The organism is Chryseobacterium gwangjuense (assembly GCF_021311115.1).
GTDB classification, from domain to species: domain Bacteria; phylum Bacteroidota; class Bacteroidia; order Flavobacteriales; family Weeksellaceae; genus Chryseobacterium; species Chryseobacterium gwangjuense.
In genome coordinates, this window is the sequence record NZ_JAJTNP010000001.1 from 239,383 (window position 1) to 263,603 (window position 24,221).

20 protein-coding genes are annotated in these 24,221 nt (G+C 34.2%); 8 read left to right on the forward strand and 12 right to left on the reverse strand.

Features of this window, described 5'->3' with window-relative positions; genetic code table 11:
• Nucleotides 1-5: 5 nt before the first annotated feature.
• Nucleotides 6-1,130, forward strand: coding sequence for a ferredoxin--NADP reductase (locus LV842_RS01055; RefSeq protein WP_233109608.1), 1,125 nt, complete (start codon nt 6-8; stop codon nt 1,128-1,130).
• Nucleotides 1,127-1,744 (forward strand): SanA/YdcF family protein, encoded by a 618-nt coding sequence (locus LV842_RS01060; RefSeq protein ID WP_233109609.1) that lies wholly within the window; start codon nt 1,127-1,129, stop codon nt 1,742-1,744. The genes LV842_RS01055 and LV842_RS01060 overlap by 4 nt, the downstream gene beginning before the upstream one ends.
• Here LV842_RS01060 and tamL read toward each other — a convergent pair.
• Nucleotides 1,741-4,335 (reverse strand): translocation and assembly module lipoprotein TamL, encoded by a 2,595-nt coding sequence (tamL, locus tag LV842_RS01065; protein ID WP_233109610.1) that lies wholly within the window; start codon nt 4,333-4,335, stop codon nt 1,741-1,743. The two genes, LV842_RS01060 and tamL, sit on opposite strands and share 4 nt — an antisense overlap.
• Between tamL and LV842_RS01070 the strand changes: the two genes are divergently transcribed.
• Nucleotides 4,321-5,049, forward strand: coding sequence for a TrmH family RNA methyltransferase (locus LV842_RS01070; RefSeq protein ID WP_233109611.1), 729 nt, complete (start codon nt 4,321-4,323; stop codon nt 5,047-5,049). The two genes, tamL and LV842_RS01070, sit on opposite strands and share 15 nt — an antisense overlap.
• 80 nt (nt 5,050-5,129) lie before the next feature.
• Here LV842_RS01070 and LV842_RS01075 read toward each other — a convergent pair whose 3' ends face one another.
• The 5 genes from LV842_RS01075 to porQ form a co-directional block, all read right to left on the reverse strand.
• Nucleotides 5,130-5,627 carry a phosphoribosyl-ATP pyrophosphatase gene (locus LV842_RS01075; protein WP_233109612.1) on the reverse strand — a complete coding sequence of 166 codons (498 nt, stop codon included), beginning with the start codon at nt 5,625-5,627 and terminating at the stop codon, nt 5,130-5,132.
• A 3-nt stretch (nt 5,628-5,630) separates the two neighbouring features.
• Complete coding sequence (locus LV842_RS01080; RefSeq protein ID WP_233109613.1) at nt 5,631-5,939, reverse strand: phage holin family protein; 309 nt, start codon at nt 5,937-5,939, stop codon at nt 5,631-5,633.
• Nucleotides 5,940-6,023: 84 nt separating this feature from the next.
• Complete coding sequence (locus tag LV842_RS01085; RefSeq protein ID WP_233109614.1) at nt 6,024-6,371, reverse strand: YtxH domain-containing protein; 348 nt, start codon at nt 6,369-6,371, stop codon at nt 6,024-6,026.
• A gap of 94 nt (nt 6,372-6,465) precedes the next feature.
• Nucleotides 6,466-7,140, reverse strand: a complete 675-nt coding sequence (gene cmk / locus LV842_RS01090) for a (d)CMP kinase (RefSeq protein WP_233109615.1) — start codon at nt 7,138-7,140, stop codon at nt 6,466-6,468.
• A 96-nt stretch (nt 7,141-7,236) separates the two neighbouring features.
• A complete protein-coding gene (gene porQ / locus LV842_RS01095; RefSeq protein WP_233109616.1) occupies nt 7,237-8,229 on the reverse strand; it encodes a type IX secretion system protein PorQ in 993 nt (330 codons plus the stop codon).
• 166 nt (nt 8,230-8,395) lie between these two features.
• Between porQ and pyrH the strand changes: the two genes are divergently transcribed.
• Both pyrH and frr read left to right on the forward strand, forming a co-directional pair.
• Complete coding sequence (pyrH, locus tag LV842_RS01100; RefSeq protein WP_233109617.1) at nt 8,396-9,103, forward strand: UMP kinase; 708 nt, start codon at nt 8,396-8,398, stop codon at nt 9,101-9,103.
• A 90-nt stretch (nt 9,104-9,193) separates the two neighbouring features.
• Nucleotides 9,194-9,748 (forward strand): ribosome recycling factor, encoded by a 555-nt coding sequence (frr, locus tag LV842_RS01105; RefSeq protein WP_233109618.1) that lies wholly within the window; start codon nt 9,194-9,196, stop codon nt 9,746-9,748.
• A gap of 51 nt (nt 9,749-9,799) precedes the next feature.
• Here frr and LV842_RS01110 read toward each other — a convergent pair whose 3' ends face one another.
• A complete protein-coding gene (locus LV842_RS01110; protein ID WP_233109619.1) occupies nt 9,800-10,894 on the reverse strand; it encodes a DUF695 domain-containing protein in 1,095 nt (364 codons plus the stop codon).
• A gap of 142 nt (nt 10,895-11,036) precedes the next feature.
• Entirely contained in the window at nt 11,037-11,786 is a 750-nt protein-coding gene (locus tag LV842_RS01115; protein ID WP_233109620.1) for an NUDIX hydrolase, read from the reverse strand.
• Nucleotides 11,787-11,982: 196 nt separating this feature from the next.
• Here LV842_RS01115 and LV842_RS01120 point away from each other — a divergent pair, with 196 nt between their 5' ends.
• Entirely contained in the window at nt 11,983-13,404 is a 1,422-nt protein-coding gene (locus tag LV842_RS01120) for a sugar MFS transporter (RefSeq protein WP_233109621.1), read from the forward strand.
• A gap of 67 nt (nt 13,405-13,471) precedes the next feature.
• Here the strand turns inward: LV842_RS01120 and LV842_RS01125 are convergent, their stop codons facing one another.
• From LV842_RS01125 to LV842_RS01140, 4 genes are all read right to left on the reverse strand, one after another.
• Nucleotides 13,472-14,710 carry a T9SS type A sorting domain-containing protein gene (locus LV842_RS01125; RefSeq protein WP_233109622.1) on the reverse strand — a complete coding sequence of 413 codons (1,239 nt, stop codon included), beginning with the start codon at nt 14,708-14,710 and terminating at the stop codon, nt 13,472-13,474.
• 135 nt (nt 14,711-14,845) lie between these two features.
• Nucleotides 14,846-16,300, reverse strand: coding sequence for an LptF/LptG family permease (locus tag LV842_RS01130; protein ID WP_233109623.1), 1,455 nt, complete (start codon nt 16,298-16,300; stop codon nt 14,846-14,848).
• 67 nt (nt 16,301-16,367) lie between these two features.
• Complete coding sequence (locus LV842_RS01135) at nt 16,368-17,015, reverse strand: LolA family protein (RefSeq protein ID WP_233109624.1); 648 nt, start codon at nt 17,013-17,015, stop codon at nt 16,368-16,370.
• A 63-nt stretch (nt 17,016-17,078) separates the two neighbouring features.
• Nucleotides 17,079-19,601, reverse strand: coding sequence for an FtsK/SpoIIIE family DNA translocase (locus tag LV842_RS01140; RefSeq protein WP_233109625.1), 2,523 nt, complete (start codon nt 19,599-19,601; stop codon nt 17,079-17,081).
• A 343-nt stretch (nt 19,602-19,944) separates the two neighbouring features.
• Between LV842_RS01140 and ccsA the strand changes: the two genes are divergently transcribed.
• Nucleotides 19,945-23,190, forward strand: coding sequence for a cytochrome c biogenesis protein CcsA (ccsA, locus tag LV842_RS01145; RefSeq protein ID WP_233109626.1), 3,246 nt, complete (start codon nt 19,945-19,947; stop codon nt 23,188-23,190).
• Nucleotides 23,191-23,343: 153 nt separating this feature from the next.
• Nucleotides 23,344-24,210: an SPFH domain-containing protein gene (locus LV842_RS01150; protein WP_233109627.1), complete on the forward strand. Its 867-nt coding sequence runs from the start codon at nt 23,344-23,346 to the stop codon at nt 24,208-24,210.
• The last annotated feature ends 11 nt before the right edge of the window (nt 24,211-24,221 follow it).

Sequence of the window (24,221 nt, forward strand, 5' to 3'; positions counted from 1 at the left end):
GAAGTATGGAACAACAAATCTATAAAGGGAAACTGACACAGTTTCATTGGTTAAAAATAGCGAAAAAGCAAGAACTGACCAAAAATACTTTTTCTCTAGAGTTCGAAATTCCAGAGAATTTAAAAGGAAATTTTGCGTTTGAAGCCGGGCAGTTTGTTAGTGTGAAATTTCAGGCTCATGGCAAAGAAGTGATCAATGACTATTCGATGACTTCAGCTCCGTATGAACATAAAATAACATTAGGAATAAAGGTGAATTCTCCAGATGGAGTAACTTCACAATTATTTAAAAATTATAATATTGGTGATGAATTGCTTGTAAGCGAACCTAGTGGAAGATTTACTTTGGTATCAAAACCCAGTGAGTTTAGAACGATTGTAGGTTTTGCTGCAGGAATTGGAATTACTCCTATTTTAAGCCACTTCAAAAACATTCTTCACAACGAGCCTAGAACAAGGTTGTTTTTATTTTATGGAAATAAGAGTTCACAGGATTTAGTTTACAGAGAACAGCTGGACAATCTTGCCAGAACTTGCGGCGAACGATTACAGATTTTCTATTTTTATTCTCAAGAAAAAACATCCAATAACTTCTTTTACGGAAGGCTGGATGAAAAAAAGCTGGGTTTAATCATCAATCAGATTCTTCATTTGGATGATACTGATGAAGAATCTACGATCTGGGATGCAGTAGACGATGTATTAATTTGCGGAAAAGGAGAAATGATTAAAACATTGGCAAATGCTTGTTATCATCACGGAATTCCGAAGAAAAATATTCATTTTGAGCTTTTTGAAGAGTTTAATGACAATATTTATCCTATAGAAAAAGAATTTCCTCTCATTGAAAATGTAGCAGTAGAGTTTAAAATGTTAGGTCAAAAATATGAAACCGAACTTCCGGACAATAAGGAAAAAATTCTGCAACAACTATTGATTCAGAAGTTTCCGGTACCGTATTCATGTAAATCAGGAATCTGCGGTAGCTGCGAATGTATTTTGGAGGAAGGAGAAGTAGAACTTCTTGAAAATGAATATTTAACGGAAAAAGAAGAAAAGAAAGGACATATTTTAGCTTGTATGTCTATTGCTAAAAGTAAAAAAATAAAGCTTAACTTTGATTTTAGTTGAGAATTCTAAAAAACATATATCGCCTTTTTTTGTCATCAGTAGAACTTGGAGTTTTATTGATTATTTTGGCGAATGCATGGGTTTTTGCTCTTACGAACGGAAGAACTTATACCAAAATATCTAAAATTCCCCCCAGAGAAATTGCGCTCGTTCTGGGAACTTCACCCAAGATGAGATCGGGAATTTCCAATCCGTATTTTACGAAAAGAATGGATGCAGCGGCACTACTTTATCATCATGGAAAAATTAAAAAGATCATAGTAAGCGGAGAGAAAAGCAAAGGGTACAACGAACCTGCTGCCATGAAAAATTATCTGGTATATGAAGAAGGAGTTCCCGAAGAAATTATTATTGAAGATCCTAAAGGATTTAATACCTATAAAAGCATTTTACGCTGTAAAAATGTCTATAAAGGAAAACATGTGATCATTGTATCTCAAGGTTTTCATAATCTCCGTGCTTTATTTTTTGCAAGAAATAATAATATGAATGCTTTGGGATTTGATGCTCAGGATGTTAACAAACCGGAAAGTTACTACAGAAACCAATCCAGAGAAGTTCTTGCCAGAGTGGCTGCTGTAGTATATTATATTTTGGGAATATCTCCTGATTAGAAAGGATAACCAAAACCTATATTAAAGGTAGGTTTTAACGGATTAAATTCTTTGAATCTCCATTTTTCTCCTTCAGGTTTATTCGGATCATAGATTTTGTAGGCAAAATCGAATCTAAGCTTAATATAAGCAATATTCACTCTTATTCCGAAACCACTTCCGATACCCACCTGTCCTAAAAATTTATTGAATTTAAACTGATCATTAAATCCATTATCTCGTAAGCTCCAAATGTTCCCGATATCTGTAAAAATTGCTCCTTCATACATATCATTGAAAGGAACTCGATATTCGATATTGGTGGTCAGCTTCAGATTGTCCATAACGTAAGTACGCACTTTTTCATCAACCTGCGAATTCGCAGGTCCCAATCCTCCAAAAACAGTCCATGCTCTGATATCATTGGGTCCTCCGTTAATATAAGAACGTATTACAGGCATTGAAGAAGAGTTTCCATAAGGAATTCCGATTCCCATAAATTGTCTTAACACCAATGTCTGATTACCGAATTTAATATATTTTCTGATGTCAAAATCAAATTTTACAAACTGAGAATAAGGGACTCCGAATATTGTACGCTGCGGATTTGATGCAACGATACCGCTTTCTTCTCTTTTCTGATTAAAAATACTTGGAATATTACCCGCGAATTCTACCTTTCCATTGAAATAGAAAGGGTTTTCGTAATCCCTTTTACCAATTTCGTTATAGATAAAGTTATAGATCATAGAAGAAATGATCACATCCTGTGTTTGTCTGTCCTTGTTAATCAGAGACTGATGGAAACTATTCAGATCATTGGTTTGTTGTGCATCAAGACTGTTTCTATAACCTTCATCTTTTATAATCTGCGCTGAAACTGCGTCTGCTGAAAGTAAGCCAGCATTATATTTTTGACCTGTAACAGAGTCAAACTGGAAATAATCCTCATAAACGAGATCTCTGATTTTTGCATCATTTACAAAGAAATCGTAGTAAGCGCTTTTATTTTTCGTTAAACTCAATTGAAGGTTAAATAATGTCAATCTATGGGTAATCCTATCATTGACATTGGCTGCGTAATTAAGTCCTGTATTAAAGTTTATTCTCCCCAATCCGATATTATTCTGAATTGATGATCCTAAAAGAATAGAGGTCGTAGGAGTGTAACGCTTAGGAATCAGTTTATAATAATTAAAAGGAACTAGTAGTCTAGGAAAATTAAGAGCAACCTGAGCGGTTAGTTCATAGGCTAAAATCCTTTTATCTAAATTCTTAGGGTTTTTAATGGTACCAAAGGTTCCGGCAACACTGGTCGATAAGTTTTCTGCTCCTCCAAAAACATTTCGGGTCACTAAATCTACAGATGGAGCAACACCAAAATTCAATAATGGAGAGTAATTGACATCGGTTGCCACTTTAATATCATATTTATCAAGTGGTTTCAGGATATAAAGAACATCTACTATACTGTCGTTCGGAGAGGTTCCGCCTCCTCTTCTTAAAGAATCTTTCGCCTTCAGAATACTGAAGTTATTCATAGACAGAATATTTCTTTTCGTAACATCCAGCTGTTTTTGATCATAGATCGAATTTGGAGCGACGATGATTGACCTCCAGAGCGCAGGAGTTCTATACTGTTCATTAATTTTATGAAACCTAATTCTTCTAAGACTGTCTTTCTTTGTGTTTTTAGGAAAATCACTTATCCTGTCAACTATGGCTACATCCACATTTCCAAAGGTTGCAATTTTATAGGGCGTATTTACAGAATCTTTATGGATTTCTAAGGTTAAAGGAACATTTTTAGTGCTTTTCAGTGAGTCTGCCACAAAACCAACCTCTTCTCCGGAAGCGTTGAATTTATAGTATCCCTGTTCTCTCATCACCTCATTAATTCTGTTCACTTCCTTTTCCAACACAGTCTGGTCAAGAATTTGTCCGGATTTGATAAGGCTTTTCTGTAAATTCAGCTGATAATTACTTTTTATACCGGGATCAGGAATGTTATAATAGTATTCTTTGATGAGCGTAGGATCATTATGGGTAATATAATAGGTGGTCTGAGCTTTTTTAGAAGTAGAATCTGTGGTAATTTTAAACTTTACTTTTGCATCCCAATATCCTTTATATCCCATTCGGTTTTCAATGGATTCGGCTCCTTTTTCCGTTCTTGTAGGATCCAGAATAACAGGGGCGGATCCCCAGTTATGATATAGCCTGTCCAGAAATAAACTTTTGCCTACACTGCTTTTCATGTTGTATTTCAAAAAAAGAGAATCTCTTAGTTTCTGATCTCTCATTTCGTTGGGATACGTCATATATTCATTAAGAATAGTATCATATTTAGGATCCGCAGCATTATACAACCATAAACTCAAAGGCATGAAAAGAAACTGTTTCTTATTCGGTTTTTGCTGTACATAGCCTTTTAATTCACTATCAAAAGGTTGTTTGGTATCTTCGAATTCAAATGAATTTTTGGTAAGCAAATATTCTCCGTCAGGAACTTTTTTGGTGGTGCTACAAGCATAAAGTAGCCCCACAAATGTTGCAAATGATATAATTTTATAATATTTTTGAGGAGAATTCATAAAATGCTTACAGCTCATACAATAAAAATTTTACAGTCTTTAGATAAAAAGAAGTTCAGACAAAAATACAATTTGTTTTTGGTTGAAGGTAATAAAACCATCCGAGAACTCTTCAATTCTAACTTTAAAATTAAAGAAATATTCTCTACCGATCCACAAAAATTGGATTGCGGTACGATACCCGTTACTCATGTCTCTGAAAATGAATTGAAAAAGATCAGTTTTTTGATGAATCCTAAAGATTCCGTTGCTGTTTGCTGGCTTAATGAGGAACAGGCTGAAATCGTAGACAAAAAGATTCAGCTTGTTTTAGATGGTATTCAGGATCCAGGAAATTTAGGGACGATTATCCGTTTAGCAGATTGGTTTGGAATAGAACAGATTGTTTGCAGCGAAGATACCGTAGATTTTTATAATCCAAAAGTTGTTCAGGCGACAATGGGGTCATTCACGAGAGTAAATGTTGTGTACACAAACCTTACAGAATATCTTTCAAATACTCAAAATATCAATGTAGGAACGGATATGGTAGGAGAGAGTATTTATACTTTTGAAAAACCTGAAAATCTGAATTTAATTTTAGGAAATGAAGGTAACGGAATACGTCCGGAAACAGAAAAATTACTTCAGAAAAATATTACAATCCCAAGATTCGGAAAATCCCAGTCTACAGAAAGCCTGAATGTTTCTATGGCAGCAGGGATTATTTTAGGACAACTGTTTTCAAAATAATAGGGAAGAGGTAAGAAGTAAAAAGTTAAAGGTTAGAAATTAGCCTATATAAAACAAATTTCTAACCTTCAAGTTTTAATTTAAATCAGTTGTTCCAAACTGGAGACACTTTTGTTCTTTTGATATTCTTCCAATTTTTTTCTTACCATTTTCAAGGCAATAGGAGCAATGTATATTAAAGCGGCACCTATCAGTTTTTTCTTCCAATTGGAGCTGCCCATATTCTTTTTTGCATAGTTTCCTACAAGAGCTGTTACTCCCAGTTTTACTACACTATCCAATGCATTTCCTTTAAGCGCAGAACTGGCAATTCCCAATGCTGTACTTTTATTCATGAATACATCTTTTACTTCTGTAGCAAGCTGCTTCGCAATTACATCTTTTCTTAAAACGATCTTCTCATCTCCGTCTTCGTCTACTTTCTCCTGCAGATACTGATCGGTAAGTCCATTGGTAAATGCACTTAAGCTCTCTTTTGTATTTTTAAAAGTTAAAAGCCCCTCCAAATCATTAATTTCATTTTTTAATAATTTTTTCTTGATTCTTAACTCCTGTATGCTCTCATATTTTGCACTCATGGTTTAATGATTTAAAAATTTGATTACCTTATCTGCTACAGAATATACTATTTTTTGTTTGAAAGCTACAATGAAAATCATGATTACGAAATAAAATGCAGCAACAATTAAAAAACCGTAAGAAGTATTGTCCAATGCTTTTCCTATAAGAAATGCAATTCCAAAATTAAAAAGAATGATGAAAAATGCAAAAGCAACCAACATAATGACAAGGTAAGTAATAATACCCGCAGAAAGAGAAGACTTTTCTGTAGCTTCAAGCTTGAGCAGGTCTATTCTTTTCGATGCATATTCTTTAATAGTTTCTACCATTGTTTTTGTTTAAAGTTACAAAAAAAGGAACTTTCATTCACAAAGTTCCTTCTTATAATTTATTCCAGAAAAATAAATTATGTATTATTTCAGATCATTCAATTCTGCTTCTACATCCTTTACAACATCTGTAGTTTTAGCAACAATTTGATCTTTATATTTATCATAACCATCCTTTACAGTATGTGCTACATTATTTGCTGTTTCTTTAAAAGTAGACGAAATGTTACCATACTGATCTTTTACTTTTTCAGAAACTTCTCCGTATTTACTTCTTGCCTGATCTTTTAAATCATTTGCTTTATTTTTAATTTTCTTTCTCGTTTCTTTTCCTTCTTCCGGAGCATAAAGCATTCCCAAAATAACTCCTGCAGCTGCTCCTGCAAGAAGTCCTGCCAAAATTCCCGCTGTATTGTTTCCTTTTCTAGACATTTCTTGTTTTTTTAATAGTTAATAAAATTAGTTTTTACGGTAAAAATAATTACAATTAATATACCAAAGGATAGAAATCGGCTATTAAAAAATGTTAAATCTTCTGAATATAAGCCAGTATGCTTTCTATGGTCTGTTCTTTGGTAAGAAGACTGTTGTCTATGACAATGGCATCATCAGCCTGCCTTAATGGCGCAATTTCTCTTTCGCTGTCTATTTTGTCACGTTCTATCAGATTTTCTTTTACTTGCTGTTCTTCAGCTTGTATTCCCAAACCTATAAGTTCCTGATATCTTCTCTTTGTTCTTTCGTCTATGCTTGCTGTAAGAAAAAATTTGTAATCAGCATTAGGAAGAACCACGGTTCCTATATCTCTTCCATCCATGATAATTCCACCTTTATCTGCTAATGAACGCTGTGCTTCAAGTAAAAAATCTCTAATTTCTTTTTGCTTAGCTACCAAACTTACATTATCTGAAACCTCATTGGTTCTGATCTGTTTGGAAATATCAATATGATTAAGAAAAAGCACAAGCTCGGTTCCTACATTTTTAAATTCCAATTCAATCTGATCCAACGAAGAAAATAATTCGTTCAAATTAATGGTCCCATCTTCATTAAGACAATTTTGAAGAGCAAACCAAGTCACCCCTCTGTAAAGAGCTCCCGTATCTAAATGAATAAGCCCAAGTTTTTCGGCAATCACTTTAGATATCGAACTTTTTCCGGTAGATGAGTACCCATCAATTGCTATTACAGGTTTTTTCATCCTACAAATTTCAAGAAAATTTCTTGAAAAAAGTAAGAAACCTTAAGAAATTTCTTAAGGTTTTATATTATTTAATGATAAAATTTTTAATTCGAATTAATATCCTGCATGACTTGACAGATCTACAGAAACACCTATCTGATTGACATTGGAAGAGTTATGGTATCTTACGTGAGCATAATCAATTCTGAATCTTGACAATTTAATTCCAAAGCCGGCAGAAAGTCCTGAAAAGTTTCTTTGATCGGCAACAGCCAACTCATTTCCTCTTTTCACATTGTATCCTAATCTGATATTAAAGCTTTTTTCCGGGAAAAGCTCAGCTCCGATAGAAAAGTGATCGGCAATTTTTCTTCCCACATTTACTTCTTGTCCGTCTACATTATATTCTGAAGAAATATCAAATTGCTGAAGATCATGTGCCGTAATAGTAACCGCTAAAGGAATGGTCTTTAAAATTTTTGTATATCCTAAATCTACTCTGAACGGAAGATTTTCTCTTGTTCCGTTGAAAGACTTGAACTGATATCCGAAATTTCTCGCCACTACCGATACCACTTCTTTATTTTTTTTGTTGTGATAAGTAATTCCTGCTGTTCCGGAAATAGCAGAAGATGTATAATTATCAATTTTTGAAGTGATGAAGTTTAATCCCCCTCCAATTGTCCAGTCTTCTTCAAACTGATAAGCATATCCTGCTCCGATGGCTACATCTGAGGCTGAAAATTCTCCATTTTCAAAACCACTTTCATCTGTTCTGGGAATGTTGCCGTAACTCATGTAACGGGCATTCACAGTGGCCATATGTCCATTATCAAAGTCTTTTGCATAAGCAATCGTTCCATACTTTGAATCGGCCAAATAAGCGGTTCCGTTTACAGAAAGTTGTTGATCTGAGTCTTTATTGAGCAATGCAGGGTTTGCAATTGCAAAGGAAACATCATAATCTCTTATCGTAATTGCGTCTCCTCCCAAAGCTGCTTGTCTTGCAGATACAGGAATATTTAAGAAAGGATAAACATTTGTTCCTGTTTGTGCATAAGAAACAATTCCTGACAGAAATAATGAAAAAATGATAATTTTCTTCAATTCAATTTATAATTAATGCAAAAATAATCCTTTTTCGTACGTAGCAAAATATTTAGAACATTATTTACACCTAAATATTTTTCTTTTTGCAATATTTTTAATGATTATATTTGCAGCATCAAATTTAAAAGAATTTGGTTCTAAAATAAACTCTTAAAAATAAAAGATGAAATATAAAAGAATCCTTCTAAAACTTAGTGGTGAAGCCTTAATGGGAAACAGACAATATGGTATTGATAATGACAGGCTGCAGGAATATGCTTTGGAGATAAAAAGAGTAGTAGATAAAGGATGTGAAGTAGCTATTGTAATTGGAGGAGGAAATATTTTCCGTGGCGTAGCAGGAGCTGCTAAAGGAATGGATAGAGTACAGGGAGATTATATGGGGATGCTGGCAACAGTAATCAACGGAATGGCTCTACAAGGTGCATTGGAAGATGCAGGAATCAAAACAAGACTTCAGTCTGCTATCGAAATGGATAAAGTGGCTGAACCTTTCATTAAAAGAAGAGCGGTAAGACATCTTGAAAAAGGTAGAGTAGTGATCTTCGGAGCGGGGACAGGAAATCCATATTTCACAACAGATACTGCTGCAACCCTAAGAGCAATTGAAATCGGAGCGGATGTAATTCTAAAAGGAACAAGAGTAGACGGAATCTATGACAGCGATCCTGAAAAAAATGAAAACGCCGTAAAATTTAATTCATTATCTTTCGACGAAGTTTATGCTAAAAACCTTAAAGTAATGGATATGACAGCATTTACTTTAAGCCATGAAAATAAATTGCCTATTATTGTTTTTGATATGAACAAAGACGGTAATTTAGAAAGAATTGTTGACGGGGAAAGTGTTGGGACTTTAGTAGATTTGTAATCAGGTAGAAGGTAATAGATCTTAGGAATTAGGTTTATTACTTATTACTAATCATTTAAAATGTGTAATTACTCAAATTTTATATATATAATGGAAGAATTAGATCTTATATTAGAATCTGTAAAACAGGACATGGATGCAGCAGTAAAGCATTTGGATCATGCATTTCAAAGAATTAGAGCAGGACGTGCTTCTACAGCTATGGTTCAGGATGTAATGGTAGAATATTACGGAGCATTGACTCCTATCAACCAGGTTGCTAACGTTTCTGTACCGGATGCCATGACGATTTCTATTCAACCTTGGGATGCAAAAGCAATTAATGATATTGAAAAAGCAATTATCAATTCAAATTTAGGTTTTGCACCCTCTAACAACGGTATCAATATTATTCTGAATGTACCACCATTAACGGAGGAAAGAAGAAAGGACTTGGCAAAACAGGCTAAAGTAGAAACTGAAAATACTAAAATTGTAATAAGAAATGCAAGACAGGACGGTTTAAAAGAACTGAAAAAGTTGGATGGTGTTTCTGAAGACGTTGTTAAAGGAATTGAAGCAGATATTCAGGTACTTACCGACAAATATGTGAAACTTTGTGATGAGCATCTGAAAACTAAAGAAGCAGATATTTTGAAAGTATAATTTTCAAAAAAAACATATAAAAAAGGTCTTCAATTGAAGACCTTTTTTATTTTATTCATGCTTGAACCTGTCAAAGGTCTGCCAATATTTATCTTTATAAATATGATAGTCTATTTTTAATTTGTCTGAATACTTGGAAATTGTTTCGTGTGTAATTCTAGATGAGTCTCTAAACTCTCTGCAGGCAAAGAAAATTTCTCTAAGATTATCTGCCGTTTCTCTGCCTATATTCAAGTAACCTTCTGTATCAATAAGAACTTTATTCAGTTCTTCTTCAAAGGCATTCATCAAAGACGAATCTTCGGAATTAGGTAGTCCGTGATTATCTTTTCCATCGTAGTGAATTTCAATTTTTAAAACCCAGGGATGCGAAGCCTTATGATCCCATTCCAAAACGGTAGTATTTGCGATCGCAAAATAAGGTTTTCCATTGCTGAGAGCAGCTTCAAAACTTCCCCAATTATCTTTTTGGGCAGAATATCTTTTGTTTTGATATTTTTGTTCAAACTCACTTTCTCTCCATGAGAGATAATCTTTCAATTTTACAATAGGAATAAGTTCTACTTGCTCCTGGCTGTTCCCTTTTATCTGTAAATGATCAATGATTGTTGCGGAAGATAGCTCGCCAAGAAGATTATTTATATAGAGGTACACTCCGTTTATGATCAGGTCTTTTTCGGTCTCAATAAAATGATCATATACAATGGTAAGGTCTATTTCATCAGGATAATTGTCTTCATGAGTCGCAAAAAAAGATAAATTGTCTGCGGAAAAAGTATGATTTTCCATTTTAATCTGAAACTTAGAAATATTTACTTCCGGTTTGAGTGCTGTGAATTTCCAATTATCAATATCTGGCGCGGATTTTATAAGGTCTTCTACAAAAACAATATTTTTAATATTTGTATCTGCGGTCAGAATAAGCTCTGCCGTGCGATGGTCATACATTCCTGTAAGAAAATAAATTCCGTCTTTAATTTGATTTAATTTTGACATCATCTTATCAAAAAAGACTTCCTCTATTTTTTCGCCATTATGTATTGCTTTCCAAATTTTTTTTTGATTGGCAGAGAACCAATTCCAAAAATCTGTATTCGTAGCAATATTTTCGTATTTAGAAGGGAACATTCTACGGAAAAAATTCATCGATGTATTTGTGTATCTATTTGTATTTCTACAAAAGTAGGGAAGAAGTTTCTAAAAAGACCTCAATTTAAATTAAATTTTTAAGTGTTTTTATTAATTTTTCAATTAACCTGTTAAAATATTTTCAAATAGTGAATTTTATTTACCAGTTATTAAGTCCGTCTTCAAGAGCTTTTTTGTAATTTTCTTCATCAAAACTATACAAATCCGGTGCTTTATAAGCTCCTCCACGACGCTGTTCATCCAATTTTCTCAGAATACTTAAGTTTTTAATTTTTCTGTAAAAATTTCCGCGATTCAGTTCTTTTCCTAAAATGGCTTCATATAATTTTTGCAACTCAGGTAGGGTAAATTTTTCAGGGAGAAGGTTAAATCCAATAGGTTTTATAGAAATTTTTTCTCTTAAGGTAAGCAAAGCTTTTTCGATGATTTCCCGGTGATCCATTGCCAATTCAATTTCAGGAAGTTCACTTAAATAAATCCATTCACAGGTTTCACTCATTTCATCAGCAACAGGATGAAGCGTTGTAGCATTGTAAAGTGCATAGAAACCAATTGTTATGAACCTTTGCTTCTGGAATAATGTTTCATCAAAATCTTCAAAGTAAAACTCACTTCTGTTCTTTTTCCCAAAAACTCCGAATTCTTCAAGGTATGAAACGGCAACACCCGCTCTTTCTTTCAAAAGTCTTACAATACCTTCATCTAGATCTTCATCTTTTCGAATATAACCTCCGGGAAGCATCCATTGCTTTCTGTAATTCATTTTCAGAAGCAGAACTTTCAGTTCATTATTATCGAAACCGAAAATTACGGGATCTGCAGATAAATGGGGCAGAAAAATTTCTTTTGCTTCTGAAGATTTATCTAAAAATTGTTGTTTAGAATCCATACTTATACTGATAAAATCTGAGACTACAAATGTAAGGTTTAATTTCAGAGATCATTCTAATTTTACTTCCTGCTTTAGTGAAATTTATCTATTTTATGAATTTCATAAGTTTTTAAGTAAAAAATCGGGATTTAAAAATCATACGATCAATTAAAAAGGAATTATCTTTAACCTCTTTTATTTTAAATGAATGATTATGACGAATGAAGTAAACACTAAAAGCAGGAATTATACGATTCCTCTTATTACCATTACACTTTTATTTTTTATGTGGGGATTCATTACTTGTATGAATGATATCCTTATTCCTTATCTGAAACAGCTTTTTAAACTGACTTTCTTCGAATCGATGCTCGTACAGTTTTGTTTCTTTGGAGCGTATTTTATAGGCTCGCTGATTTATTTCCTGATTTCTACCTCAAGCGGAGACCCTATCAACAAAGTAGGGTATAAGAAAGGAATCCTGTTCGGGATTTTTCTGGCGGCTTTAGGATGTATTTTATTTTATCCGGCTGCTACTTTTTCTTCTTACGGATTATTTCTTGGAGCTTTGTTTGTTTTAGGATTAGGATTTACGGTGTTGCAGATTACTGCTAATGCTTATGTTTCGCTTTTAGGTTCAGAAGAATCTGCATCCAGCCGACTGAATATGACACAGGCTTTTAACGCCTTCGGAACTACTATTGCTCCTGTTTTGGGAGGGCATTTAATTTTTGAATTTTTCTCTGCCGCAGACGGATCTTTCAGTGCAGTAGCGACAAGAATTCCTTATTTAATTTTTGCTGCAATTTTACTTTTGGTTGCCTTACTGATTTCAAGGGTAAAACTTCCTTCTTTCCAGACCGAAGAAGAAGAGATTGAAAAAGGATTTGGTGCTTTTCAATTCAATCACTTAAAATTTGGGGTGTTTGCCATGTTTTGTTATGTTGGTGGGGAAGTAGCGGTAGGAAGCTTTATCATCAGCTTTTTAGAACAACCTCAAGTGATGAATCTTACCGAAGTCGTAAGTAAAAATTACCTTTCTTTATATTGGGGAGGAGCCATGATTGGGAGATTTTTAGGAGCCATTTCTTTAAATCAGTCGATTAGCCAGACAAAAAAAGCAATGTATATGTTAGGAGCTGCAACGTTAGTTTTTCTAGTAATTTTTAGTATTGTTAATTTAACGTTTGCGCAAATCAGCTTCTTCTTGGTATTCATCGTTCTTAATTTTATAGCCTTCTTTATTGGAAAGGCAGCGCCGGCAAGAACATTATCTATTTTTGCAGCCATTAATGTAGTGCTGCTTATCTCTGCAATGCTAAATCACGGAGAATTGGCTATGTACAGTATTTTAGGGATTGGAATTTTCAATTCTATTATGTTTTCGAATATCTATACACTGGCAATTTCAGGATTAGGGAAATATACAAGTCAAGGTTCTTCATTAGTCGTAATGGCAATATTGGGTGGAGCGATTGTTCCTATCTTCCAAGGATATCTTGCAGATAATTTTGGAGTACAACATTCTTTTATTATTCCGGTGTTCTGCTATTTGGTCATTTTGATTTTTGGAGCGTATTGCACGAAGTATTTAAGCCATGTACAACATGATGGAGCTGCAAAATCCGGACATTAAAACTTACTTTATTAAAATAAAAAACCTGCTTTTAAGCAGGTTTTTTTGTTGAAAAGGATATTCAGACTTATTTCTTAATAATTTTCTCAGTACTTATATTTCCTTTAGCATCTATAATTTTCAAAATATAAACACCTGAAGGAACATGTTTAATATCAATTCTATTATTCTGATTAGTAGATCTTGATACACTCTTACCACTCAGCTCATATACCACTGCTTCTTTTATTTCAATATCACTTTTAATATTGATGAAATCCGATGTCGGATTAGGATATATTGTTAATTTTGGTTTAGATACGGCTTCAGAAACTGCCAGTGTAGCATCTTTTATAATGACAACTTTGTTACCTGTAGATGAAAATGCATAGCAACCGTTGCCACACGTAATAAGACTTTTTACCGTTCCGAAAGCCTGAGAAATAGGTAAACTATCGGTAAGAAGGAAAGTATTAGGATTAAACCTTTTAAAAGTAATATTTCCTGAAGAATCATAGCTTGCATAGGCAACTTTGTTATAATAAGTATCAAAAGCAGCCGGACCATACACATTACTGAACTGCCCAATTACAAAAGGGGCGGCCGTTGCATCAACAACCTTCCCGTCAATAGAATACATTCTATTGTCATGATAAATAAAATCCAGATAAAAATTGTTTAAAACACTTTGAGTAACTCCAAGATTGGTCACACCAGAACTATTTATGGATAATCTTCTGATTCCGAACTCGGTTGATTCATTATTATATCCGATGAGTGCGTTTGGTCCTGTAAATTCAATTTTATTACTTCCTGTATGATCCGGAGTTGTGATAGCTCTCATCACTCCATTGTCATATATTCCTACACCTTCATGTCTGGGTGAAAATCCTACATTTCTTCTTGATACGGCTATTGTTCCTGGCTGACCGGGCATTACTTCTATGTCTTCAACATAAAATGGTCCGTTACTAGGATCTGCTCCCAAAGTAAATTGAAGACCTGCCGTTTGTGTTCCTACATCGAAACGACGGACAATTGATGCACCGCTAAAGCCCGAATAGATGTACTGTCCATTATCGGAAATCGCTAAAAATGTAGGTTCACTTCCCATAAAAACAGTATTCTCGAGAGTAATTGTATTGGGATTAATAATTCCTATACTGTTTCCATTTGCTCCGTTTGCACTGGGAATTGAGGCATAAATCTTATTAGTATTTGAATCATAAACCAAATCATTTGCTGTTATATCAAGCGTAAAAACCTGAAGTTGGGCAAATGCAGCCACACTGATTCCAAAAAATAAAGCGGATAGATTTTTTTTCATACAAAATGATGTTTTTCCTTTAAAAAATATTTTCCAAAGATAATATTTTTTTCAAATCACACCTATGGGAATATTTATAATTTATAGAGATTTAAAAATGGAGAATAAAAAAATCCGGATAACCCAGATTTTAAATTATTGATATCTTTTATGCTCTTTACTTTTTGAAAATCTTTTTGTAATAGGTTTCAGAAGAGATTTGTATTTTTCAGCATCAAAAAGCTGTGAGTCTGTAAGTGCCTTATAAGTCATCCAAATTCCAAAAGGGAATAATACCAGATTCGGGATCCAAGAGGCCAAGTAAGGGTTCATTTTCCCCGCCCAAGCTAAGTTTTCCATTCCTACGTTAATGATGTAGAAAATGATGAAAATAACAATAGCAATAATCACAGGAAGTCCCATTCCTCCTTTTCTGATAATGGAACCTAGACTCGCTCCAATTAAAAAGAAAATAATACAGGTGAAAGAGTAGGTTACAATTCTCTGCTGATACATGACTACTTTTCCAAAGTATTTTACACTCGGATTGATTTCATTGTTTTTTGTTTCCAGAGTGGCTTTTAAATTATTCAGTCTGTCGTTTGCATTAGAAATCATTTCCAGCTTTTTATCGCCTTTTACGGTATCTAGTTTTATTTGTTGTTTTGCTGCAATTTTCGACTTGGTTTTGTCCATATAAGTAACTACAGAATTTACCTGATTCAGGACATCTGAATTTACTGTATTAAAAAACGATGCGTTATCTTTTTTACTTTTTTCAATGGTTTTATTCAGTTCGCGATAGGTCTGGAAACGGTAATCGTCTGTGATTTGCTCTTCTTCAATCGCTTTATTGATTAATTCACTCACATCGAAATGTGAAACCAATGTATCAAATTTAATCACCTGATCCGGCTGTTTCAACCTTACATTTTCACCTTTCCCAGCAAAATTATCTTCAACTACATAACCATCATAAAGCTCAAGCTTTAAAAAGTTTTTATTGGCAGGCGTTACAAATTTCCCTTTTTTAGCAACAATAGTCTGTTGATTTTCGAAGGTACTTGCTTTTTTATGAACAAAAACACCTTCTATATCTTTTCCTTCTTCACCATAAATTTTGTCAAACTTTACCATATATCCCGGAAGCTGATCGATAAACTGACCCGGTGTAAAGTTCAGAGCAGGTTTAGTCTGAGCAATATTGAAAAGCATATTTTTTGCCTTTCTCTGAAAATCAGGAATAATATTGTTGGAAAAGAAGTAAAGCATAATGGCAAGAACAGCTGCTACCCCTAAAAGAGGTGTCATTACTCTTGTTAAGGAAATTCCTGCCGCTTTCATTGCTGCAAGTTCATACCGTTCTCCAAATTCTCCGAATGACATGATACTTGCCAAAAGTATGGTAAGCGGTAATACCATACTGATAACGCTTACTCCAAGATAAAAAAGAAGTTTAACAATTTGAAAAGTGGTAAGCCCTTTTCCCATAAACTGCCCCAATTGTACCCAGATAATATTCACAATGAAGATGAAAAACAATACACTGAAAATAAAGAAAAAGGGACCAAAAAAGGTTTTTATGATATAGCGGTCTAATATTTTAAACATTTGCCAAAATTAAAAAAAAAAGCCACAAAGTTGTTCTTTGTGACTTTATATATTTTACAGATTTCTATTACAATTCTGTGATGATATAATTTTTGAACTTATTTTTATCAAAAACAAACATATTGGGATCCAGATTTTGATTTTCTTTATATTCTTTAATCGCAATAATGGCAACATCTTTATTGTTTCCGTGCTGTTCCAATTTTAACATTTGTTTTTTTGCAGAATTTACGAAAATATATACGGCTTCAAGACCATTGTTTTTTACAGGAGTTAGTTTTATAAAATCAGCACTTACTCCGTCTACCGTTTTCTTACCGTTGTAGGTTACGTTATAATCTTTTCTGTAAGTCGTCAGATAATTAATAGGGGAGAACATCGCGCTGCTTCCGTTCGGCTTTGCAATGGTAACTTCCATATCTTCCGTGTTAATGTTGTAAATTTTGTTTCCGTCAAAAATCTGTTCTGTTTCCATGATTTTCAACTTGTATTTATCTCCTGCTACATAATAGATTCCCGGTTCTGTTTTAGAAATCTGCCCGTTAATACCGCTTCCAAAAGAAAATTTGAAATAAGAGTTTTTCTTAGAATTATAATTTGCAGTCACATCGTCAAGTATTTTTTTAGCCTTTGCATCAATTTTCTGTGCACTTGCTAATCCTACTGTTCCTACCACCAAACCACTCAGTATAATTTTTGAAATAATATTTTTCATTTTTTTAATTTAATAATATATAGATATTTTAGATTGATAAAGGTTAAACAATCATTTTTTCCTTTACTTACGCAGGTCTTCCAAAAACTGTTCCAAAGAATGAAGATCTCCGATAATCACTTCTCTGGCTTTAGCTCCGTTAAATCCTCCAACAATACCACTTGCTTCCAATTGATCCATAATTCTTCCGGCTCTGTTGTATCCTAGTTTTAATTGTCTTTGAAGCATTGAAGTAGAACCTTGCTGCGTAGAAACGATAATTCTTGCTGCTTCTTCGAATAAAGCATCTTTTTCGTTTGGATCAAAAGCTCCGACTGTACTTGTTGATTCTTCAGAAGTATATTCAGGAAGAAGGAAAGCAGACGCATAGCCTTTTTGTTCCCCGATAAATTCTGCCAATCTTTCTACTTCAGGAGTATCTACAAAAGCACATTGAAGTCTTAAAATTTCATTTCCGTTAAAATAAAGCATATCTCCTTTACCAATCAGCTGGTCTGCACCCGGAGAATCTAAAATCGTTCTTGAGTCCACACTTGAAATTACCCTGAAAGCTGCTCTCGCCGGGAAGTTGGCTTTAATCATACCTGTAATAACGTTTACAGAAGGTCTTTGCGTTGCAACAATCAAGTGAATCCCTACTGCTCTTGCAAGCTGAGCTAATCTGGCAATCGGTAATTCCACTTCTTTTCCGGCAGTCATAATCAAGTCGGCAAACTCGTCGACTACCAAAACGATATACGGTAAAAATCTATGCCCGTTTTCCGGATTTAACTTTCTTTCCGTGAATTTCTTGTTGTATTCCTTTAAGTTTTTACAGAATGCATTTTTAAGCAAATCATATCTTGTATCCATCTCTATACAAAGAGAATTCAATGTATTGATTACTTTATTGGTGTCTGTAATGATTGCTTCTTCAGCATCCGGAAGTTTTGCCAGGTAATGTCTTTCAATTTTTGAATATAAAGAAAGTTCCACTTTTTTAGGATCTACCATGACGAATTTCAATTCGCTCGGATGTTTTTTGTAGAGTAGGGAAGTTAGAATCGCATTGATTCCTACTGATTTTCCCTGACCAGTTGCACCCGCCATCAATAGGTGAGGCATTCTAGCTAAATCTGCCATGAAGATCTCGTTGGAAATCGTTTTACCAAAAACCACAGGAAGATCCATATCGGTGTTCTGGAATTTTTGAGAAGCAATTACCGAACGCATAGAAACCATCGTAGGATTCTTTCTCGGAACTTCAATCCCTATTGTTCCTTTACCTGGCATTGGAGCAATGATTCTGATTCCTAAAGCAGATAAATTAAGGGCAATATCATCCTGCAATTTTTTTATTGCTGCTACTCTAATCCCTGCTTCCGGTACAATTTCATATAAGGTAACAGTCGGACCAATTGTTGCTTTAATTTCAGCAATTCCTACATTGAAATTCTTAAGAAGTCCTACAATTTTATTTTTGTTCTCTTCTAATTCTTCTTTATTGATTGAAATTTCTTCGTTTCCGTAATCTTTTAAAAGATCTACAGGTGGCATATGAAAGTTAGCCAGATCCAGTTTATGATCATAAAGACCATGTTTTTCTACAAGCTCCTGCGATTTTTTATCAGATTCATCCAAAATATCGATAACCGGAGCTACTTCTACATTAAATTTAATATCCTCTTCACCTTTACTTATTGATGTTATTGGCTTACTATCAAAAGCGTCTGCGGGATTTACTACAGGAATAGAAGGCTTTGTGTTAAGATTTAAATTAATCGATGGCGAAATCTCTTTATCCTCGTCAAATGAAGTCTGATTAGGAGTAGAAATCGTTTCGATAACCGGTGAAGAAGGAACTTCTGTAAAATCTTTTGTAATACTTAAAGGCTCTTCATTCATTTTAGGGGTAACCACTTCGGTTACAGTAACATTATTTTCACTGATCTCTTCTTCCAGTTCTTCATCAGCTTCAAACTCTTCATCAGAACTCGGCATCATTGATTTTACTCTTCCGATTGTATTTTCGTTGATCTCATTCAATTTAGCTTTTACAGAACTTGGACGAAGGTTGAATTCTAAAATAAAATACAGGGCGATACTTGCGACTAAAACTAACCACATCCCAATATTTCCAATGATTGTGTTAAGAGAATCCATGATCTGATATCCATAAACGCCACTTAAAACTCCGCCTTGATTTTTTGTAAAGGCAGCTCCAAAGAAGATCGGAAGCCAGCAAATGAAAAACAAAGAATGACCTATGGTTTTCCAGGGCTTGAAATAATTTTTTTTCAGAATAAGAGTTCCAAAAACAAAAACTAAAAATGCAATGATAAAAGAAGCTATTCCAATACTGTCAAAAATGAAAATATGTCCCAACCAGTCGCCCACCTTCCCAAAAAGATTGGATGATTTTATGGTTTTATCAAGCATCGTTCCGGCCTGGCTTTGATCTGATTTCCAGTTCATCAAATAGGAGATGAATGAAAAGGTAAGGATGATAGAAAAAAGTATAAATATAAGCCCGAAGAATATACGCGGCTTTGATAATATCTTGCCTTTATCAGGCGCTTCCTGTGTTTTTGTTTGCGTCTTATTCATAATATCAATGTGGGCAAATTTAATGTTTTTTTGAACATTTAAACATCATTTTGATTTTAAATTTTAGATTCTAAATTAATGGTATTTTATCAAAAAGACGAGCTTTTTTAGATGAAATTTGAGAAAGGTTTTACCACAGGCAAATAGAAGGTTACAATAAGAGATATAGCTTTTATAAATAACTATCGATAGGATATAAATATTTAAATTTTCCTCAAGAGAATTTACATTATTAAGAATGAATCAAAATAAGGTTTTAAGGGCTTTCAACTGACAAATGACAGTTTTTTTTATCCCCCTTTTCATTAATCATCCTTATTTTTGCATGTCAAGTATATAAAATATGAAGAAGCTCCAGGACATTCTTATTTCAACCAGGACAATGGCTGTATTGCTGCTGGTTTATGCATTTGCGATGGCATATGCAACGTTCTTAGAAAATGACTACGGAACACCTACAGCAAAAGCTTTAATTTATGAAGCAAAATGGTTTGAACTGATTATGGTTCTGCTGATTCTTAACTTTATCGGAAATATCGGAAGATACAGACTGTGGAAGAGAGAAAAGTGGCCGGTTTTGGTTTTTCACTTAGCCTTTATATTTATCTTCATTGGAGGTGCTATCACAAGATACATCAGTTTTGAAGGTCAAATGCACATCAGAGAGGGGGAAACTTCCAATGAGATTATGACCGACAAAAATTTCCTTAAAATTCAGATTGAAGAAAAAGGAGACGTTCTTAATTATCAGGACATTCCTTACTTAATGTCTCCACTGCATAAAGATCTTGAGGCTACTTACGATTTTCATGGGAAAGAAGTGAAAGTAGTTGCCAAAGAATATGTTCAGAGAAAAAAAGACAGTTTATTGGCTGATCCAAACGGAGCTGAATATCTTCATTTGGTTTCTACAGGAAATACCGGAAGACAAAATATTTACATCAAACCGGGCGAAACAAAATCAATCAACGGAACATTGGTTACTTTCAACAGACCGATTGAAGGGGCGGTTGAATTTAAAAATGAAAACGGACAACTATTCATCAAAACTCCTGTTGATGCTGCTTATATGACCATGGCAACTCAAGCTACAGGAAACACTGTGAAAGACCAGTTCCAGCCTTTAGCTTTAAGAAGTTTATATACGATCAATGAATTAAAATTGGTTGTTCCTGAAGGTCTGAAGAAAGGAAAATTAATGGCAATTGAAGGAGACAGAAAGAAAGATCAGAATGTTCCTGATATGCTTACCGTTGAGCTTCAAGGACCAAAAACAAAGCAATTGGTAGACTTATCTGTTGAAAAAGGAAATCCTAATGCTTACAAGCAAATTACTATGGATGGCTTAAACATCATGGTAGGATTCGGACCAAAGATCTACAATACTCCTTTTGCACTTAAATTAGATGATTTCGTAATGGAAACGTATCCGGGAAGTTCATCTCCAAGTGCGTATGAAAGTCATGTTAAAATTGTAGATGAAGGTAAAGAAACTCCTTATAAAATATACATGAACCACGTTCTTAATTATAAAGGTTACCGTTTTTTCCAGTCGAGTTTCGATCCGGATAGAATGGGAACTGTTCTTTCTGTAAACCACGACTATTGGGGAACTTTGATCTCTTATATTGGTTATGCCTTATTATTTGGAGGGATGTTTGTTATTTTCTTCTGGAAAGGAACGCACTTCTGGAAGCTTAATAAAATATTGAAAGACGTTAATAAAAAAAGAACTGCGGCAGTACTATTGTTGTTCTTAAGCTTAGGTTTAAATGCTCAAAAAATTGAAACACACGGAACAACCGACGGAAGCAGAGAGCACATTCATGTAGAAGGCGACGGACATACTCACGCTCAGACGTCTGAAACAGTTCGTCCACAAGGTGCACAACCTTTTACGAAAATGAAAGTGGTTTCAGCTGACGAAATTATTGCAAGAAATAAAATTAACAAAGAGCACGCGGATAAATTCGGTTATTTATTGGTTCAGAATTTTGAAGGAAGAATCGTTCCGATCAACACTGAAGCATTAGATGTTTTAAGAAAGTTATACAAAAAAGACGAGTTTAAAGGAACTGACGGAAAGTCTTTGACTGCTAATCAATGGTTTTTGTCTGTCAATACAGATACACCAAGTTGGACAATGGTTCCGATGATTAAAATCGGTCCTAAAGGAGGTGATGAATTAATCAAAAAAACAAAAGCTAATGAGGATGGTTATACTTCATTAATGAATCTTTTCCCGGCAGATGCTAATGGAAATTTAACATACATTCTTGAAAGCGATTACAACACAGCCTTCCGTAAAAAACCGGCTGAACAGACCAATTATGATAAAGAAGTAATTTCCGTAAACGAAAGAGTTCAGATTTTCAATCAATTTTTCAGTGGTCAGTTTATGAGAATTATTCCGGTGAAAAATGATGCGAATCACACTTGGCATTCTTGGTTGGATCAAAAAATGGAACCGGATATGGAATCTCAACAAGTAATGGGACCTTATTTTGCAGAAGTTTTACAAGCTCAACAATCAGGAAACTGGAGCAAAGCAGATACAGAATTGGTAAAACTTTCAGAGTACCAACAGAAATGGGGTAAAGCTGTAGTTCCGGCAAAATCTAAAGTAGATCTTGAGGTTTTCATGAATGAAGTGAATCTTAACTTTAAACTATTAATTTTCTATACTATAGTTGGAGGTCTATTATTGATCTTAGGATTTGTTGAATTATTTAAATCTAGAAAAGGTTTAAATAAAATCATTAAAGGAATTATTGCTTTGGGAATCGTGGGATATTTCTTCCATTTCCTAGGATTAGTAGCAAGATGGTATATTTCCGGTCATGCACCTTGGAGTAACGGGTATGAAGCCATTATCTTTATTTCTTGGGTAGGTATTACTGCTGGTTTATTTTTATACAGAAATTCAAATGCATTAATTCCTGCAGCAGGATTTATGGTTGCGGTTATCATGATGGGATTTGCACACGGAGGTTCTGCACTTGATCCGCAGATTACACCGCTTGTACCGGTATTAAAATCATATTGGTTGATTGTACACGTTGCCATTATTACATCCAGCTACGGGTTCTTTGCCTTGTCAATGATTATCGCAGTGATCAGTTTGGTATTCTATATTATTTCCAATAAAGAGACCTACAAAATTCACCATGATACCACATTGAAAGAATTGGCAATCGTATCTGAAATGTCTTTAACAATAGGTTTATTTGCATTAACCGTTGGAAACTTCTTAGGAGGAATCTGGGCAAACGAATCTTGGGGAAGATACTGGAGCTGGGATCCAAAAGAAACCTGGGCATTTATTTCAATCATGGTGTATGCTTTTGTATTGCACATGAGATTAGTTCCGGGATTGAGAAGCAGATGGGCAATTCATGTTGCCACCATGTTTGCATTCTGTTCAATGGTAATGACTTATTTTGGAGTAAATTATTATCTAAGTGGACTTCACTCTTATGCAGCAGGAGATCCGGTTCCGGTTCCGGCTTGGGTATATATCGGATTAGCAACAATGCTTCTTTTATCAGTAGTTTCTTACGTTAAATTTAAAGCATTAACTAAAAAATAAATTCAAAATTTATCAATAAAACGAATCCTGGAATTTTTTTCCGGGATTTTTTTATGCTGAAGTATTCAAAAGATTAATCAGAAAACTTTAAATTATCCAAAATTTAATAATACCTTTATGATATCAAAATAATATCAAACTAAAAATCACATCATGGAAAAAGTCTTAAAACCAATGTCCGGCTATTTAACTTTAGTAATATGCTTAATACTTTTTATAGCCGCTATTTATTTTTTTATAACAGGAGTGGACAACAATATTACTTTTGTCATTCTTGCCATTCTTTGCTTTATTGCGTCGTGTTTTTTCTTAAAAGGCTTAATGATTATTCAGCCCAATCACTCAAGGGTTTTGAATTTCTTCGGAAAATATGTAGGAACAGTAAAAGACAACGGATTGTTTTTTATCAACCCATTGTATTCATCCCAAAGAATCAGCTTACGTTCTGAAAACCTTCAGGGACAAACCTTAAAAGTAAATGATAAAATGGGAAATCCGATTGAAATTGCAGTTGTCATTGTATGGAAAGTAGGAGATACCTATAAAGCAGCTTTTGATGTTGAACGCTATTCAGACTTTGTAAAAATGCAGAGTGAAGCAGCTGTTCGTCATTTAGCAATGAGCTTTCCTTATGATAATCTGGAAGACGATCATGCTCCCATTACCTTAAGAGAAGGTGGAGATAAAATCAATTCAATTTTAGAACAGGAGCTTACAGACCGACTTTCAAAAGCAGGAATTGTTATTCAGGAGGCCAGAATTTCGCATTTGGCTTATGCTTCGGAAATTGCAGGAGCAATGCTTCAAAGGCAACAGGCAACAGCAATTGTAGCGGCAAGAACCAAAATTGTAGAAGGAGCGGTTGGAATGGTAGATTTAGCGTTGAAAAAGCTGTCAGAAGAGAATATTGTTGAATTGGATGATGAAAGAAAAGCAGCAATGGTAAGCAATTTAATGGTCGTTCTGTGTGGTGAAAAAGCGGCGACTCCAATTCTAAATGCCGGAACTTTGTATAACTAGGAGAAATCCTG

What these genes read in the sequence shown, in the direction of transcription:
- LV842_RS01055 (WP_233109608.1), top strand. Translation starts at nt 6, where the DNA reads ATGGAACAACAAATCTATAAAGGGAAACTGACACAGTTTCATTGGTTA.
- LV842_RS01070 (WP_233109611.1), top strand. Translation starts at nt 4,321, where the DNA reads ATGCTTACAGCTCATACAATAAAAATTTTACAGTCTTTAGATAAAAAG.
- tamL (WP_233109610.1), bottom strand. Translation starts at nt 4,335, where the DNA reads ATGAGCTGTAAGCATTTTATGAATTCTCCTCAAAAATATTATAAAATT.
- LV842_RS01075 (WP_233109612.1), bottom strand. Translation starts at nt 5,627, where the DNA reads ATGAGTGCAAAATATGAGAGCATACAGGAGTTAAGAATCAAGAAAAAA.
- LV842_RS01080 (WP_233109613.1), bottom strand. Translation starts at nt 5,939, where the DNA reads ATGGTAGAAACTATTAAAGAATATGCATCGAAAAGAATAGACCTGCTC.
- LV842_RS01085 (WP_233109614.1), bottom strand. Translation starts at nt 6,371, where the DNA reads ATGTCTAGAAAAGGAAACAATACAGCGGGAATTTTGGCAGGACTTCTT.
- cmk (WP_233109615.1), bottom strand. Translation starts at nt 7,140, where the DNA reads ATGAAAAAACCTGTAATAGCAATTGATGGGTACTCATCTACCGGAAAA.
- pyrH (WP_233109617.1), top strand. Translation starts at nt 8,396, where the DNA reads ATGAAATATAAAAGAATCCTTCTAAAACTTAGTGGTGAAGCCTTAATG.
- frr (WP_233109618.1), top strand. Translation starts at nt 9,194, where the DNA reads ATGGAAGAATTAGATCTTATATTAGAATCTGTAAAACAGGACATGGAT.
- LV842_RS01110 (WP_233109619.1), bottom strand. Translation starts at nt 10,894, where the DNA reads ATGAATTTTTTCCGTAGAATGTTCCCTTCTAAATACGAAAATATTGCT.
- LV842_RS01115 (WP_233109620.1), bottom strand. Translation starts at nt 11,786, where the DNA reads ATGGATTCTAAACAACAATTTTTAGATAAATCTTCAGAAGCAAAAGAA.
- LV842_RS01120 (WP_233109621.1), top strand. Translation starts at nt 11,983, where the DNA reads ATGACGAATGAAGTAAACACTAAAAGCAGGAATTATACGATTCCTCTT.
- LV842_RS01125 (WP_233109622.1), bottom strand. Translation starts at nt 14,710, where the DNA reads ATGAAAAAAAATCTATCCGCTTTATTTTTTGGAATCAGTGTGGCTGCA.
- LV842_RS01130 (WP_233109623.1), bottom strand. Translation starts at nt 16,300, where the DNA reads ATGTTTAAAATATTAGACCGCTATATCATAAAAACCTTTTTTGGTCCC.
- LV842_RS01135 (WP_233109624.1), bottom strand. Translation starts at nt 17,015, where the DNA reads ATGAAAAATATTATTTCAAAAATTATACTGAGTGGTTTGGTGGTAGGA.
- LV842_RS01140 (WP_233109625.1), bottom strand. Translation starts at nt 19,601, where the DNA reads ATGAATAAGACGCAAACAAAAACACAGGAAGCGCCTGATAAAGGCAAG.
- ccsA (WP_233109626.1), top strand. Translation starts at nt 19,945, where the DNA reads ATGAAGAAGCTCCAGGACATTCTTATTTCAACCAGGACAATGGCTGTA.
- LV842_RS01150 (WP_233109627.1), top strand. Translation starts at nt 23,344, where the DNA reads ATGGAAAAAGTCTTAAAACCAATGTCCGGCTATTTAACTTTAGTAATA.